Below are 16,561 nucleotides of genomic sequence, written 5' to 3'. Positions count from 1 at the left end.
TCCGGTGTAGATGTTCCATTAGCCGTCCCATTAAAACAGAATTTCCGCCAATGCTCCTGTTCTTCTTCACGTTTTCACGCCAAGAATAGAAATAAATGCGCCTCTTTGGAATGTTAGGTGCCATGAGTTGACGGCTAAATTCTTGCAGCGCTACTTCTTCGAATTTTGATGCGATTTAACAGAAGGCGGCTTGGCTGGCTGTATAGGCGCCTATGCTAGGCTATTAGTTATGCTTGGCTTGTCGAGCGGACAAGAATGAGGCTGGTTAAAACCTTTTCAATTCTCGGCCTTCTGATCGGCTCCATCTGCTTTGCGCTTTCCCTTACCCCCTCCCTTGTTCCTCGCAGTGACTTTATGCAAGGAATATTGGCCGGCGTTGCGTTCTTTGTTGGCTATGCTTTCGGCGTCTTTCTTAGTTGGCTCTGGAAATACCTGGGTATTCCAAATCTGGCGGTTTCTCCATGGCAGAGGCGCTTATTTGATCGGAGCGTATTGGCTGTATGTCTCTTGGTTATCCTTTTATCTCTTTGGCAGGGAGTGAAGTGGCAGAACTCGATCCGTGCTCTTATGAGCATGGAGCAGGTGGGGTCCGTAGGACCGATTACTGTAGCTATGACCGCACTACTCATGTTCCTGGTTTTGTGGTGCCTGGGAAAAGGGTTTCAGCGAATAGTCCTCCTGGTGGCCTGCTATGTAGAGCAGCATGTGCCCGAGCGAGTGGCGATGCTTGTGGGTGTATTAGCGGCTGTGCTTCTTTACTGGGCTGTTTTTAATGGTGTGCTGTTAAAAGCAGGATTGCATGTAATTTCATCGACCTATCAGCGGTTAGATAATTCTTATGCAAAAAGTATTTCTCCACCGGCCGACCCCAACCTTCCTGGCGGCGCCAATTCGCTGATCAAGTGGGATGACATTGGCAATCAGGGGCGCCGGTTCTTAACGCTGGGGCCGACAGTGGAGGAGATAAGAGAGGTAGCTGGTTCTGCAGTACAGCCTATTAGGGTTTTCGTTGGGCTTGATAGTGCTTCGACGCCTATGAAGCGCGCTCAGTTGGCGCTGGAGGAATTAAAGAGGGTTGGTGCATTCAGGCGTGAGATCTTATTGGTGGCAACTCCAACCGGCGCCGGCTGGGTTGATCCCGGTGCTGTAAATTCTTTAGAGTTTTTGTATCGAGGTAATACCGCCACTGTTGCGGCGCAGTATTCCTATTTATCCAGCCCGATAGCGCTGATGGCGGATGATTCTGAGGGGCTCGAGTCGGCGCGAGCACTGTTTAAGGTCATTTATGATTATTGGGCTGAGTTGCCAGAAGATGAGCGGCCCCGAGTTTACTTGTTTGGCCTCAGTCTTGGCGCTCAACTTTCCGAAGACTCCTTCGACTTCTATGACATTATCGATGACCCGATTGATGGAGCCCTTTGGGCTGGGCCGCCCCTCGGTGTAGGCATGTGGAGCCGGATTGTCAGAAATCGAGATCCGGGCACTCCCGCCTGGCTGCCAGAGTTCAAAGGGGGGGAGGTGGTGCGCTTTGGTAATCAGTACGGAGGCTATATTGGTCGTGAGCCATGGGGTGAGTTCAGGATTGCATTTTTGCAGCACGCCAGTGACCCGATTGTCTTCTTTAGTGTGCGCTGGGCACTGGAAAGGCCTGACTGGTTGAACCATCCCAGAGGGCCTGATGTATCGCCGGATCTCCAGTGGTATCCACTGGTCACTGGCTTGCAGCTGCTGGCAGACTTAAATGTAGGGCTCGCTCCGTTATCTTTTGGTCATCGGTATACCCCGTGGGGATACACCTTAGCGTGGCTCGCCCTTACAGAACCAGAGGAGTGGGATGAGGAGGCGTTGAAGCGCCTGAAGGCCCAGCTCAAGACTTACAACGTTCGGTAAACTTGCCTAAATCTTTGGATTTCCTGACGTTTTTCCGTTTAAATCGACCCTATGTTAAAACCTGTTCCCCTATTTATTGGTCTGCGCTACGTGGCTGCCCGCCGCAGGCAGCAGTTTATTTCCTTTATCAATGGCTTTTCTCTACTGGGAATGGCCCTTGGTGTTTTTGCGTTGATTGTTGTCGCTTCTGTTATGAACGGCTTCGATCGTGAGCTTAAAACCCGAATACTAAGTGTTGTACCTCACGGCTTTGTCCAGCGGGAAGGCGGTCTTGTGGACTGGGAGACACCTGCACGGCAGTTGGAAACTCAGCCACATGTCGAAGCGACCAGCCCTTTTGTGAATGGCTACGCCCTTTTGAGTGCTCATGGCAGCAGTCACGGTGCCCAGTTCCAAGGTGTGGAACCGCAAGCGCTGCGCAAGGTGTCTACCGTCGGTGAGCATATGGTGATGGGTAACCTGGATTTGCTCGAGCCCCGCAGCTACGGGGTGGTTCTGGGGCGAATCCTTGCCCATCAGCTCAATGTGATTCCCGGAGATTCGGTAATACTGACCCTGCCAGAAGTCAGCGTGACCCCCGCTGGTATATTCCCCAGAACAAAGCGTTTCACGGTTGCCGGTGTTTTCTCTGTGGGTGCGCAGGTGGATCAGAATCTCGCGCTGATCAATATTGAAGATGCTGCGCGCCTGACCCGGATGACGGGTAAGGTCCAGGGGCTGCAGTTGCGCTTTGACGATATGGACAATGCGCTGGGGCTTGTTTCTGTTTATGCAAATGAGCTGGGTGAGGGTTTTCAGGGTGAAGATTGGGGGGATTCCCAGGGAAGTCTTTTCCAGGCAGTTAAAATGGAAAAGACCGTTGTCACGTTGATGCTGATGATCATTGTCGCCGTGGCCGCATTCAATATTGTCTCAGCACTAGTATTGATGGTTGCGGACAAGCGTTCCGATATAGCGGTGTTGCGAACATTGGGGCTTACGTCCCGTCAGATTATGGCGGTATTTGTGATTCAGGGCAGTGCCATTGGCATTATCGGCGCTTTTGCCGGTGCTGTTTTAGGCATCGTGATAGCGATGAACCTGACTGAAATGGTGAGCTGGATTGAGTCGGTAGTAGGCGCCAAGATATTTGATCCCCGTGTTTTCTTTGTTAGTTACCTGCCTTCTGAATTCCGTGTCGGCGATGCAGTGGTGGTGTTAACGGCGGCAATTTGTATGAGCCTGCTGGCAACGATATTTCCTGCCTGGCGAGCGGCACAGATTGAGCCGGCGGAAGCTTTGCGTTACGAATAATTTATATAAGTCGGCCTGTTTTGGTGTGATTTATAGATGTTGAGAGACAGCGAATAATTTGATGAACAGTCGAGTGGAAATAGATACGGAAAAAGCGCAGCCAGCTCCGGCCCCGGATGGTGCTGTTTTGGCTTGTCGGCAATTGCGCAAACATTATCGCCAGGGAGGCCGAGACCTGGAGGTTCTGAGTGGTGTTGAGCTCGAGGTAAAGCGGGGCGAGAAATTGGCCATCGTCGGCGCTTCCGGCTCTGGTAAGTCGACACTGCTCAACTTGCTTGGTGGTCTCGATACCCCAAGTTCCGGTGAGGTCTGGGTTGCGGGTAAGAATCTCGCTGAACTCAACGCCAATGAGCGGGGCTGGTTGAGAAATAGCAGTCTCGGTTTTGTATACCAGTTTCACCATTTGCTTAACGAGTTTTCCGCCCTGGAAAATGTCGCCATGCCATTACTGATAGGCAAACGTTCCGTTGCCGAAGCCCGCAAAGAGGCCGAGGCGATGCTCACAGCGGTAGGCCTGGGTGAGCGCATGGGGCACAAGCCATCACAGCTTTCTGGCGGTGAACGGCAACGGGTGGCTATTGCCCGGGCGCTGGTGACAAGGCCCGCCTGTGTTTTGATGGATGAACCTACCGGCAATCTGGATCGGGCTACGGCGGCAGAGATCCATAAGTTGATGGATCGCTTGAATCAGGAGATGGGAATTAGCTTTGTGATTGTTACCCATGACCCGGATCTGGCGGCAGCCTTGGATCGCTGCCTACATCTGATCGATGGGCGGCTGACTGCTGACTGGCACCAGGGTGATCATGTTTAAGCCTCTTCCCGCCTATATTGGGCTTCGCTATGCCGGTGCCCAGCGCAGAAATGACGATTCGGCCGGTTTGGTCTCATTCATTTCCGGTTTATCGATGATTGGTTTGATCCTCGGTGTCGCCTTGATGATTGTGGTGATGTCGGTGATGAATGGTTTTGACCGGGAGTTGCGCGAGCGAATCCTGGGAATCATGCCCCATGTCACTATTTACAACGGGAGCCCTGATGTGGATTGGGCCCAGTTGCGCCAACAATTGGTTTCCGACCCTGCGGTTCTCTCCGCGGCAGAAGTGTGGCAGGTCAATGCGCTTGCCAGGCGTGGGGCTGAAGTGACGCCGCTGTTGGTGCAGGGGGTCAACCCGGAGACAATTACCGAAGTCTCCAATATCGGGGACTTCCTTGAATCCTCATCCTTCGATGCCTTGCTGGACCCATCTGAACCGGGTGTGGTTCTGGGTAAAGGGCTCGCTGAGAAGTTGGGGGTTGAGGCGGGTGATTACCTTTCCCTGATTGTACCAAATAACGATAGTGCCACCGGTGCACGCAAGGCAGCCAGGGTTGCTGGATTTAAAGTGGCGCAGGTTTTTCACTCTGGCACTGTATTGGATCAATCTCTCGCCCTGGTTGCCTGGCAGCAGGCCAGGAATCTGGCTGGAGGTAGCGGTGGGGCAGGGATCCAGTTGCGGGTCAATGAAATGCTCGAGGCCAACTGGATTATGCGGCGTCTTCTGCAAGACCTGCCTCGGGGCAATTTCTACGGCACTGATTGGAGCCGAACCCACGGCAACCTCTACCAGGCTATTCAGATGTCCCGCAACCTGGTGGGGTTACTGGTTTTCCTTATTATTGCGATTGCCGCTTTTAATGTGGTTTCCACTTTGGTGATGGTGGTTATCGATAAGCATACCGATATCGCCATCCTCCGTACTATGGGTGCCAGTACCCGACAGATTTTGCTGACTTTTGTAAGTCAGGGGGCGCTGGTCGGGCTTGTGGGGGCTGTGGTTGGCGGTGCGTTGGGGGTGTTAGGCTCGCTGACAGTGACCAAATTGGTAGCGGGGCTGGAGTCAATGCTCGGCATCCAGTTCCTGAAGTCTGATGTCTATCCCGTGGATTATTTGCCGTCCCAGTTGGTGTGGGGAGATGTGGCACTGGTTGTGGCGGCGGGCTTTCTGCTTAGCCTGCTGGCAACTTTGTATCCGGCCTTTAAGGCCAGTCGGGTTCAGCCGGCAGCGGCCTTGCGCAATGAGTAAGTCGGGCCGGGCTTTTGGGTAGGGTGTCAATTTTTAGAAGATATCTGCCGGTGCCCGCCGCAATTTTGGCTTGGGTGCTGGTTGCCTGTTTTACATTGATGCTGGATGGGTGGTACCTAAGGGTTTTTTGTCCGCCTGATATGCGTAGTGGTTCTGTTTGCTACGCAGGGGGGTGGGAGATCTGGCCCATTTGGATTGTTTCACTGGGAGCGGTACTTTCAGCGTTTATGGTGGTGTGGGCGGCCGCGTTGGCTGCGGCTACTGCCAAAATTAAGGTGGCCCGCAAGGCTTTATTTGTTGGAGCTATTGTAGCTTTGGTGCTAGGTGCTCTTACCGAGTATTACCTGCAGGCATTGCTGGCAATTGTCTCAGGGGCTTTTGCCTGTTGGTGCCTGCAGAGGGTTTACAGCGGGAAAAATTAACTGACCGCTGATCGCCTTTGGATTCGCAATTTCCATCTTTTCACAACGTGCCAGCGCCAGAGGGCACGCATGGCAAAATAGGCCACTGTCGCAAAGAATGCCCCGGCAATCAGAGAGCCGGTAAATAGTGGCAGCCAGATCTTCCCGACTTCACTGGTCAACCATTCCCACGACAGTTCGATGCTGAAATCCACCGGTGGCGCCCCCAGAACCCAGGCGCCGAGCTTGTAAGTGCTAAAGAAAATAGCCGGCATGGTGATCGGGTTACTGATCCATACAAGAATCATCGACAAAGGTAGATTGCAGCGCAGCCAAAGTGCGAGCAGGGCGGCAATAACCATTTGCCCTGGCAAAGGGAGGAAGCTGGTAAATACGCCAACCGCAAATGCGACCGAGACTGAGTGTCGGTTCAAATGAAAAAGGTTGGGGTCGTGGAGAAGAGTCCCCAGAAATTTGAGGCCATTGTTGGCTCTAACTTCTTCGGGGCTTGGCAGCCATCGCCTGATAATACTCTTCGGCATAACTCTGTCTGTAACCTGGGTGGTGGCAGCCTAAAACAAGCGCTGTTCCGAGGCCTGGATATTCTATCTGTGGGATTTTCCCTAAGCCCCAAATAAAGCATAGAGCGCTCGCGTTAGTCGAACAGGCTCATCTGGCGCGGGCGCTATTATGCCCACTTAAACATGGCAAGACTACTGCTCTGTTGAAAGTCACCTATTTTGCCCTATTGTCAACAATCCTTAATGTTTAATCGGGGATGCCTGCAGTTGACGAGAGAATGCTGGTGATTTAATGTCATGCCCCATTAAGATTGTCGACAATCCAGGTCTTGCATGACTGTAGTTGGTACTGCCGGTTCAGCTTCAGAGGAGCGCCAAAGCCTTGCTGAACGCTTATTTCTGACTTTACGCGCTGAAATTGTGGAGGGGCAAATTGCCTCTGGCAGCAAAATTAGCGAGCCGGAACTGGCGCGCCGCTTTAATGCCAGTCGCGGGAGTTTGCGCGAAGCCGTGATGCGCCTGGAGTCTTTGGGGCTGCTGGAACGCAAGGTCAATGTCGGAGCCCGGGTTGTAGAGTTAAGTGAGCGCGGCTTACTGGAACTCTATGAGGTTCGCGAAGCCCTTGAGGGTATGGCTTGCCGTCTGGCAGCGGAACAGCGCACCGAGGAAGACTTGGTCGAGCTGCGCCAAATGCTCTATCACCATGAGCAGCAGGAAGAGCTGCAGGCCGGTAAGGCGTACTTCCAGCCGGAAGGGGATTTTGATTTTCATTTCCGTATCGTGCAGGCATCAAAGAATGATCTTCTGATCGATACTCTGTGCAATCGACTTTATTACCGTGTTCGTATGTATCGCTACCAATTGGGGATGGCCAGTCCCCGGGCCCAGCGGGCTTTCCGCGAACACAACCATATTATTGAGGCCATTGAGGCCGGGGATGGTGAGCTGGCGGAGCTGTTAATGCGCCGGCATATCCGCGCCTCGAGAATAAACATTGAAAAGAAACTGAGGTAGAGCATGAGCCAAAAGCCTTCTGCTGGCGCGCGTTTCCGCGCTGCACTCGCCGAGAATCAACCGCTGCAAGTGGTTGGTACCATCAACGCCTATTCCGCCATTATGGCCGAACGTATTGGTCACAAGGCGATTTACCTGTCTGGCGCCGGTGTTGCCAACGCCTCCTACGGTCTGCCGGACTTGGGTATGACCAGTCTCGATAATGTACTGGAGGATGTGCGCCGTATAACTGCTGCCAGTGAGTTACCGCTTTTAGTGGATATTGATACTGGTTGGGGCGGCGCTTTCAACATTTCCCGCACCGTTAAAGAGATGATCCGCGCTGGTGCCGCTGCGGTACACATTGAAGATCAGGTAGCGCAGAAGCGCTGTGGCCATCGCCCGAATAAAGAGATTGTTTCCAAGCAGGAGATGGTCGACCGTATCAAAGCGGCGGTAGATGCTCGTACTGATGACGATTTCTTTGTAATGGCTCGCACCGATGCCTTTGCACAGGAAGGGCTCGATGCGGCTATTGAACGCGCCCAGGCTTGTATTGAGGCTGGCGCCGACGGCATTTTCGCGGAAGCGGTTACTGAACTTGAGCACTATCGTGCCTTTAAGGACGCGCTAAATGTGCCGATTTTGGCGAATATCACCGAGTTTGGTAAAACCAAGCTGTATAACGCCAAAGATTTGGGCGAAGCGGGCGCAGATATCGTACTGTATCCACTGTCGGCGTTCCGTGCGATGAACCGCGCGGCGGAAAATGTTTATACCAGTATCCTGCAAAATGGCGATCAGCAAGCGGTTGTCGACACCATGCAGACTCGTGAGGAGCTGTACGATTACCTGAATTATCACGAGTTTGAGCAGAAGCTGGACGAACTTTTCAATAAGTAGGCATTACGGAGTTATTCAGAGGCTCCCAAGCTGCCCGGTGCGAAAGCCGGGCGCTGCGCTTTCAATTGGATGAACACAGCAAATGTGTATACAACAGGGGAAATAAGAAGATGGTAGAGAAAGCATTGGGCGGTGCTGGTCTGCGCGGCCAGGTAGCAGGTAAAACTGCACTTTCTACAGTGGGCAAATCCGGTTCCGGCCTGACTTACCGTGGTTATGATATTAAAGATCTGGCCCAGCACTGTGAGTTTGAAGAAGTTGCCTACCTGATTTTCTATGGGGAATTACCCACTGAGGGAGAGCTGGCGGAATACAAGGCGCTGCTGAAAGCCAAGCGTGGCCTGCCGCAGGCATTAAAAGAAGTGCTTGAGCGCATTCCGGCTGATGCCCATCCTATGGATGTAATGCGCACCGGTTGTTCCATGTTGGGTAACCTGGAAGGTGAAGAATCCTTCGCCCAGCAGTTGGATAAAGCCAATCGCCTGCTGGCCGCATTCCCCTCCATAATCTGCTATTGGTACCGTTTCACCCACGACAATGTGCGCATCGAAACTGAAACCGATGACGACAGCATTGGCGGCCACTTCCTGCATATGTTGCGCGATGAGAAGCCCAATGAACTGCACGAGCAGGTCATGAATGTTTCCCTGATTCTGTATGCAGAGCACGAATTTAACGCATCTACTTTTACCGCTCGCGTTTGTGCCTCCACTTTGTCCGATCTGTTCAGCTGCATCACCGGTGCTATCGGCACTCTGCGTGGTCCTCTGCATGGTGGTGCCAACGAAGCGGCAATGGAACTGATCGAGCGTTTCTCCAATCCAGACGAAGCAGAGAAAGAACTGCTGGGTATGCTGGAGCGCAAAGAGAAGATTATGGGCTTCGGCCACGCTATTTACCGCGAGTCCGACCCGCGCAATGAGATTATCAAAGGCTGGTCTGAAAAGTTGGCTGAAGATGTCGGTGATACCGTGCTGTACCCGGTATCTGTTCGCTGTGAAGAAGTGATGTGGCGCGAGAAAAAATTGTTCTGTAATGCAGACTTCTTCCACGCTTCCGCGTATCACTTTATGGGTATTCCCACAAAATTGTTTACCCCGATTTTTGTAATGTCCCGCGTTACCGGCTGGGCTGCACATGTATTCGAGCAACGCGCTGATAACCGCATTATTCGCCCGAGTGCAGAGTACGTAGGTGTTGAGCCCCGTACAGTAACTCCAATCGCTGAGCGCGGTTAATTTTCATTTCACTTTTGAAATGAGGCACACCCGGTGTGCCGGCTCCAGGTTGCCTTTGGTGAGTGGCCTGGAGCCACCCTCAGAAGAGACACGATTTTAAAAAAAGATTCGACTGATTTACCTGCTATGAATACTGATTACCGCAAATCACTGCCCGGTACAGACCTCGATTATTTCGATACCCGAGCCGCTGTTGACGCGATCCAGCCCGGAGCCTATGCCAAACTGCCGTATACCTCACGTATTCTGGCGGAAAACCTGGTGCGTCGCTGCGAACCGGCAAAACTGACCGACTCCCTGAAACAGATTATTGAGCGCAAGCGCGAGTTGGACTTCCCTTGGTTTCCAGCCCGAGTGGTGTGCCACGACATCCTCGGCCAAACCGCGCTGGTAGACCTGGCCGGTCTGCGCGATGCCATTGCCGATAAAGGCGGTGATCCCGCCAAGGTAAATCCAGTTGTTCCCACCCAGTTGATTGTGGATCACTCCCTCGCGGTAGAGCACCCCGGATTTGAGAAGGATGCTTTTGAAAAAAATCGTGCGGTAGAGGAGCGTCGTAACGAAGATCGCTTCCACTTTATCAACTGGACCAAAACCGCATTTGAAAACGTCGATGTGATTCCCCCCGGTAACGGCATCATGCACCAGATCAATCTGGAGAAAATGTCTCCGGTGGTGCAGGTGCGCGAGGGCGTGGCCTTCCCGGATACCTGTGTCGGTACCGACAGCCACACGCCGATGGTAGACGCTCTGGGTGTGATTTCTGTGGGTGTTGGCGGCCTGGAAGCTGAGAGCGTGATGCTTGGCCGCGCCTCTTATATGCGTCTGCCGCATATTGTTGGAGTGGAGCTCACCGGAAAGTTGCAGCCGGGTATTACTGGTACCGACTTGGTATTGGCTCTCACTGAATTCCTGCGCCGCGAGCGCGTGGTTGGAGCCTACCTGGAGTTTTACGGTGAGGGGGCTTCCAACCTGACCCTGGGCGATCGCGCCACTATTTCCAATATGACTCCAGAGTATGGCGCTACTGCGGCCATGTTCTCTATCGATGAGCAAACCATCGACTATCTCAAACTCACCGGCCGTGATGATGAGCAGGTAGCCCTGGTAGAGAAGTTTGCCAAGGAAACTGGCCTCTGGTCCGATACCTTGAAGGATGCCGAATACGAGCGCGTTCTGAAGTTCGATCTGGACACAGTGGGTCGTAACCTTGCTGGCCCCTCCAACCCCCACGCGCTTCTGCCGGCTTCGGAACTAGCTAATCGCGGTATCGCTAAAGCCTGGGAAGAGAAAGCCGGTGAGATGCCCGATGGTGCTGTGATTATTGCCGCGATTACCAGCTGCACCAATACCAGCAACCCGCGCAATATGATTGCCGCAGGCCTGATTGCCCGCAATGCGAACAAGCTCGGCCTGACCCGCAAGCCCTGGGTCAAGTCCTCCCTGGCACCGGGTTCCAAAACGGTAAAAATGTATCTGGAAGAGGCCGACCTGCTTCCGGATCTTGAGCAGATGGGCTTCGGCGTAGTGGCTTTCGCCTGCACCACCTGTAATGGCATGAGCGGTGCCCTGGACCCGAAAATCCAGCAGGAAGTGATTGATCGCGATCTGTATGCTACTGCAGTCCTGTCCGGAAACCGCAACTTCGACGGTCGTATCCACCCCTATGCCAAGCAGGCTTTCCTGGCTTCACCGCCACTGGTCGTTGCCTACGCTATTGCCGGTACCATCCGTTTCGATATCGAAAAAGATGCGCTGGGATACGATGGGGAAGGCAACCCGATTACCCTGAAAGATATCTGGCCCAGCGATGAAGAGATCGATGCGATCGTACGTCAGAGCGTGAAGCCACAGCAGTTCCGTGATGTGTATATTCCCATGTTCGAAGAGCGGGATGCCGCAGAAGAGCAGGGCCACGCACTCTACGACTGGCGCCCGATGAGCACCTATATCCGCCGCCCACCTTATTGGGAAGGTGCCCTGGCAGGCGAGCGCAGCTTGAAGGGCATGCGCCCGCTGGCGGTGCTGGGTGACAATATCACCACCGACCACTTGTCTCCGTCCAATGCGATTTTGGCCAGCAGTGCTGCCGGTGAATATCTGGCGAAAATGGGGCTGCCTGAGGAGGACTTTAACTCCTACGCGACTCACCGTGGCGACCACCTCACTGCCCAGCGTGCAACTTTCGCCAATCCGAAGTTACTCAACGAAATGGTGCGCGATGATAACGGCGAGATCCGCCAGGGCTCTCTGGCTCGTGTCGAGCCGGAAGGGCAGGTTACCCGTATGTGGGAAGCCATCGAGACCTACATGGATCGTAAGCAGCCGCTGATTATCATTGCGGGTGCCGATTATGGGCAGGGCTCTTCCCGTGACTGGGCTGCGAAAGGTGTGCGCCTTGCCGGCGTGGAAGCGATTGTGGCCGAAGGCTTCGAGCGAATTCATCGCACCAACCTGATCGGTATGGGTGTATTGCCGTTGGAGTTTAAGCCGGGCACTACTCGTGAAAGCCTGGGTATCGACGGTACCGAGAGTTTCAACGTAATCGGTGAGCGTACTCCGCATGCTACGCTGACCTTGCTTATCCACCGCGCTAATGGTGAGACGATTGAGGCTCCTGTTACCTGTCGCCTGGATACCGCAGAAGAAGTTTCCATTTATGAGGCTGGAGGTGTTTTGCAGCGCTTTGCTAAAGACTTCCTCGAAGCAGAAGCGACGGCCTGAGTTATGAAGTTTGCTCCTCAAGTAAAAATCCCCGCGACTTATATGCGCGGGGGAACCAGCAAGGGTGTTTTCTTCCGCTTACAAGATCTGCCTGAAGTTGCACAAGTGCCGGGGCAGGCCCGTGACAACTTGCTGCTGCGCGTGATTGGTAGTCCAGACCCCTACGGTAAGCAAACCGACGGTATGGGTGGCGCTACTTCAAGCACCAGCAAAACGGTAATTTTATCGCCCAGCGATAAAGCCGATCACGATGTGAACTACCTGTTTGGTCAGGTTTCCATCGATAAGCCGTTTGTTGATTGGAGTGGTAACTGCGGCAATCTCACTGCCGCCGTGGGTGCCTTTGCCATCAATAGCGGTTTTGTAGAGCCCGCCAGAGTGCCAGAAAATGGCATCTGCACCGTGCGCATCTGGCAGGCCAATATTGGCAAGACCATTGTTGCCCATGTACCTATGACCAATGGTGAAGTTCAGGAAACCGGGGACTTTGAGCTGGACGGAGTGACTTTTCCGGCGGCTGAAGTGGAAGTGGAATTTATGGACCCTGCCGACGGTGAGGGTACCATGTTTCCTACCGGTAACCTGGTCGATGATCTGGAAGTGCCCGATGTAGGTGTGCTCAAGGCCACCATGATCAATGCTGGCATTCCGACAATTTTCGTCAATGCAGAAGATATTGGCTACACCGGCACTGAATTGCAGGATGCCATTAATGGTGACAGCAAAGCACTGGCGATGTTTGAGAGCATTCGCGTTCACGGTGCGGTAAAGATGGGATTGGTTCCTAACATTGAAGAAGCTGCCAATCGCCACCATACCCCTAAGGTTGCTTTTGTCGCTAAACCGCAGGATTACACTGCATCCAGTGGCAAGGCAGTGGCATCTTCTGAGGTTGATCTCCTCGTGCGTGCCTTATCTATGGGCAAGTTGCACCACGCCATGATGGGCACGGCAGCAGTAGCCATTGGCACCGCTGCAGCGATCCCGGGCACTTTGGTTAACCTTGCAGCTGGCGGGGGTGAGCGCAGCTCTGTTTGCTTCGGCCACCCATCGGGTACCTTGCGTGTGGGTGCTGAAGCCAAAGAGGTCGATGGTCAGTGGACTGCTACCAAGGCTATTATGAGTCGTAGCGCTCGAATCCTAATGGAAGGTTGGGTGCGAATACCTGGCGATAGCTTTTAGGACTTTGGTGATTTCTTTACAGGGGGCCTTTTGGCCCCTTTTTATTTTCCTACTGTAAAAATAATTAGGAATCGGTTTTAAATTTTTACTCCAATAAAATTTAATATTCCGTATATATTTAAATTAATAGGCGAATATTAATCTCAGTAATCCTGACAATAACTTTTCTTCCGGTTTTCCTGTGTTTTCCGGTAGGTTTTTATCTGAGAAAAAAGCTGTGTTTTTATCATTGTGAGACAGGGCTTGCCTTAATAGTCACATCCAGGTCTGTTTAGATATAGTCTTTATTGCTCAGCGCACGTATATTTAAGGCCTGCTGTTGGGATGCGAGGCGTTGGGTGAGCAAGCAGATAGACTCTAAAAAACTCCCAACATTCGTAGAAAGCTGGTGTATGAATCCTACGGTTTCAGTACTTACTTGACTTGCTGGTCGCAGCTAGTGACAACAAATTGTGAACTAGTCCTCTTTGTCCTAGTCGCGATCCGCTCTATCGTATCTGAGTTTCTTACGTCCCTTCTTTTTGAGATTTTAGCCTAGCCGCCGTACTGCCGACGGCCCTATGGGATGGCCATTCATTAAAAAATAAATGTGGCTTTCCTTTTGCAGCAGATTGGAGAGACATCAATGAGAATTAAAAAACCACTTACCTTTGCAATTGCAATGGCAAATGTCGCGGTAGTGTCGGCTTGGGCTCAGGAAGATAGCCAACAGGAAGACGATTGGGCGCTGGAAGAAGTAACGGTTACCGCAACCAAGCGCGAAACCAATTTGATGGACACCCCCGTAGCGATCAGTGCATTTACGCAAGAAGAGCTCGATCGCCAGGGTATTAAGAATGTAAAAGATCTGGGCAACACTATCCCCAATGTGGATATTGGCTACGATGCCTCCCAGTCTTCACCAGTAATTTCTATGCGCGGCGTGCGCTCCACCAATACCAGTGAACTTGGCGATCCGGCAGTAGGCCTACACTTCGATGGTATTTACTCTTCACGCCCCCAGTCTGCTATGGCAATGATGTTTGACTCTGAAAGGGTTGAAGCCATGCGAGGGCCTCAGGGTACCCTTTATGGACGAAACTCTACGGTAGGCGCGATCAATGTTATCTCAAAGCGACCGGTAATCGATGAGTTTGAAGGTTCCGTAGGTGTTGAACTTGGCCGCTGGAATCAAGAATTGGTCAAGGGTGTTATTAATATTCCGGTTTCTGACACCTTTGCTCTTCGCGCATCCTTTTTGGATGAGACTCGGGATTCCTATCTGACTGGTTACTACGACGCTAACCAATATGACAACCGTTATGTTAGTGCAGATAGTCTCGGGGCGACTACTCTTTCTGACGATGCAGATCGCACTTTCACCCAAAACGGAAACTGGTGGGCATCTGAGGATGTATCCCTGGTAAGGGCTGATGCTGATGATTTCTACGGGAATGTTGACCAGCAGGCAGTACGTATTGGCGCCTTGTGGGAACCAACCGAAGATATTTCCTGGTATGCCGTTGCTGAGCATTATCAGGACAGCAGTGCCGGTGGTATTAATACCATTGACTGTGATAAAGCTGATGAGCGCGATGATGGCGTAAACTGCGAAACCTACTACGGTTCTGGAGCCGATCAATATACGGTAGCGGTTAATGTTCCTGGTGAACTTGACCTTACGATGACTTCATTCCGATCCAACTTCCGCTGGGACTTTAGCGACAGCATGGCGTTTGTGTACAACACTGGCTATGCGGTACAAAACCGCAGTAACCTGATCGATGTTGACGCCGGCCGCAATACTTGGGATATGAGCATGAGCATCACAGATGCAGAGAATGTTTCATATTCCCATGAGCTTCAGCTCCAATCTACTGATGATGCTCCGCTTCAATGGATCACCGGTCTCTTCTACTTCCATGAGTCCAATGACCTCAATGGTTACTTCTTGGCTTCGCTGGATAATGCCGTTTTCTGGCGTCAGCCAGAGAGAAATGTTGATGCACTGGGGGCATTTGCCCAGGCAACTTATAGCCTCACCGATACTCTGCACCTGACACTTGGTGGCCGCTATACATATGATGAGAAAAGTGATGAGGGCGGCAATAACTTAAGCTGTACACGTGATTGGTCACTTGATACTGATGCAACTGGCGAGTACGGTTGTTTCCCCGCATACAGTCAGGCGCTCTTTAATGAATTGTCTACCGGTTACTTTGCTGATGATTCAATCTATTCCGTAGACACTTACAATGATGTTAGTGACGATTGGGAAAATGCGGATTTCCGTATTGGTCTTGATTACGATCTGACAGATGATGTGATGCTGTACTCTTACGTTGCATCCGGCTTTAAATCTGGCGGTCTAGGCGATGTAATTACTCAGTATGAGCAGGACCCTGATACTGCCGACTACATCTATGATGATGATGGCAACCGTGTTGTAGCTGCAACTTTTGATACCAACTACGATGAAGAGACTGTGGTCACTTTGGAGCTTGGTGCCAAAGGGACTTTCCTGGATGGTCGCTTGAACCTTGCCAATACTTTCTTCTTCTCCAAGTATAAAGATATGCAGCTGGCTGCGCCGGATACTGCGTATACTTTTTATGTTAAAGAGGTTGATGATGAAGGCAATTTGACGGGAGAAGTTACGACAGAGCCTGCCGTAATTTATCTCACAAAAAATGCCGCCAGAGCCGAAATAATGGGAATGGAGTTTGAGTTTGACTGGGCTCCATATCCAAATGGCCGAATTAGTGGTTTCGCCACTTGGATGAAAACAGAAATTACCTCTGATTTCTGGAACCGCTGGAACTTTAACAACCAGTCTTTGTTTGAGATTGATGACTGGGGCGCAGCTCACGATAACAGCAATGAAGAACTCTATCGCAACCTGAAAGGAAATGAGCTGCCTGCATCACCTGAGTTCAGCTTTACTATCAATTATGACCACACCTTTGAGTTAGCCCACGGTGGAGCGATCATTCCATTTGTCGGTATTCACTGGGAAGATGAGTCTTACCTGACCTACTGGAATGTTGACAAGCACGATTTCCCCACTGGTGATACTTCTGCTTTTGATGACAGCCGTGATTCTTTCTGGATGGTAAATGCTTCCGTGAAGTATGTAAGCCCGGACGATCAGTGGAATGTTGAAGCCTTTGGCAACAACCTGACTGACGAAGTTGTTCCGTACTATGCAGATGGAAGTGATGGCCTGGTATCTGGTCCATTCTCTACCCCAATGAGCTACGGTGTGCGCTTTAACTACAACTTCTAAGTAGTTACTAAGCGAGTATGATAAAAGCCGGACTGTATTATGCAGTCCGGCTTTTTTATTGCTTAATGAACCTCTCACTGATCAA

General features: G+C 51.9%; 12 protein-coding genes. 11 read left to right on the top strand and 1 reads right to left on the bottom strand.

The window, feature by feature from the left end; translation table 11 throughout:
- The first annotated feature begins 255 nt into the window (after positions 1 to 255).
- The 5 genes from ACJJIR_RS11290 (at position 256) to ACJJIR_RS11270 (ending at position 5,671) form a co-directional block, all read left to right on the top strand.
- Complete coding sequence (locus ACJJIR_RS11290) at positions 256 to 1,890, top strand: alpha/beta hydrolase (RefSeq protein ID WP_444905395.1); 1,635 nt, start codon at positions 256 to 258, stop codon at positions 1,888 to 1,890.
- Between the two features lie 51 nt (positions 1,891 to 1,941).
- Positions 1,942 to 3,183, top strand: a complete 1,242-nt coding sequence (locus ACJJIR_RS11285; protein WP_444905394.1) for a lipoprotein-releasing ABC transporter permease subunit — start codon at positions 1,942 to 1,944, stop codon at positions 3,181 to 3,183.
- Between the two features lie 61 nt (positions 3,184 to 3,244).
- The gene (gene lolD / locus ACJJIR_RS11280) at positions 3,245 to 3,997 is read left to right on the top strand and encodes a lipoprotein-releasing ABC transporter ATP-binding protein LolD (protein ID WP_282932629.1); all 753 of its coding nucleotides are present in this window, start codon (positions 3,245 to 3,247) and stop codon (positions 3,995 to 3,997) included.
- A complete protein-coding gene (locus tag ACJJIR_RS11275; protein ID WP_444905393.1) occupies positions 3,990 to 5,249 on the top strand; it encodes a lipoprotein-releasing ABC transporter permease subunit in 1,260 nt (419 codons plus the stop codon). The genes lolD and ACJJIR_RS11275 overlap by 8 nt, the downstream gene beginning before the upstream one ends.
- A 50-nt stretch (positions 5,250 to 5,299) precedes the next feature.
- The gene (locus ACJJIR_RS11270; RefSeq protein ID WP_444905392.1) at positions 5,300 to 5,671 is read left to right on the top strand and encodes a hypothetical protein; all 372 of its coding nucleotides are present in this window, start codon (positions 5,300 to 5,302) and stop codon (positions 5,669 to 5,671) included.
- Here the strand turns inward: ACJJIR_RS11270 and ACJJIR_RS11265 are convergent.
- Positions 5,668 to 6,192, bottom strand: coding sequence for a DUF2062 domain-containing protein (locus ACJJIR_RS11265; RefSeq protein ID WP_413665638.1), 525 nt, complete (start codon positions 6,190 to 6,192; stop codon positions 5,668 to 5,670). The genes ACJJIR_RS11270 and ACJJIR_RS11265 overlap by 4 nt on opposite strands.
- 312 nt (positions 6,193 to 6,504) lie before the next feature.
- Here ACJJIR_RS11265 and ACJJIR_RS11260 point away from each other — a divergent pair, with 312 nt between their 5' ends.
- The 6 genes from ACJJIR_RS11260 (at position 6,505) to ACJJIR_RS11235 (ending at position 16,476) form a co-directional block, all read left to right on the top strand.
- Positions 6,505 to 7,185, top strand: a complete 681-nt coding sequence (locus ACJJIR_RS11260; RefSeq protein WP_282932633.1) for a GntR family transcriptional regulator — start codon at positions 6,505 to 6,507, stop codon at positions 7,183 to 7,185.
- Positions 7,186 to 7,188: 3 nt separating this feature from the next.
- A complete protein-coding gene (gene prpB / locus ACJJIR_RS11255) occupies positions 7,189 to 8,067 on the top strand; it encodes a methylisocitrate lyase (RefSeq protein WP_444905391.1) in 879 nt (292 codons plus the stop codon).
- 110 nt (positions 8,068 to 8,177) lie between these two features.
- Positions 8,178 to 9,305, top strand: coding sequence for a bifunctional 2-methylcitrate synthase/citrate synthase (gene prpC, locus ACJJIR_RS11250; protein WP_444905390.1), 1,128 nt, complete (start codon positions 8,178 to 8,180; stop codon positions 9,303 to 9,305).
- Between the two features lie 126 nt (positions 9,306 to 9,431).
- On the top strand, positions 9,432 to 12,029 hold the full coding sequence (gene acnD, locus ACJJIR_RS11245) for a Fe/S-dependent 2-methylisocitrate dehydratase AcnD (RefSeq protein ID WP_444905389.1): 2,598 nt from the start codon (positions 9,432 to 9,434) through the stop codon (positions 12,027 to 12,029).
- Positions 12,030 to 12,032: 3 nt separating this feature from the next.
- The gene (gene prpF, locus ACJJIR_RS11240; RefSeq protein WP_444905388.1) at positions 12,033 to 13,211 is read left to right on the top strand and encodes a 2-methylaconitate cis-trans isomerase PrpF; all 1,179 of its coding nucleotides are present in this window, start codon (positions 12,033 to 12,035) and stop codon (positions 13,209 to 13,211) included.
- A 625-nt stretch (positions 13,212 to 13,836) separates the two neighbouring features.
- Entirely contained in the window at positions 13,837 to 16,476 is a 2,640-nt protein-coding gene (locus tag ACJJIR_RS11235; RefSeq protein ID WP_444905387.1) for a TonB-dependent receptor, read from the top strand.
- Positions 16,477 to 16,561: the final 85 nt, after the last annotated feature.

The sequence above is a fragment of the Microbulbifer maximicatervae (SeqCode) genome, from assembly GCF_052467385.1.
This window is presented reverse-complemented; position numbering and strand designations above follow the sequence as displayed.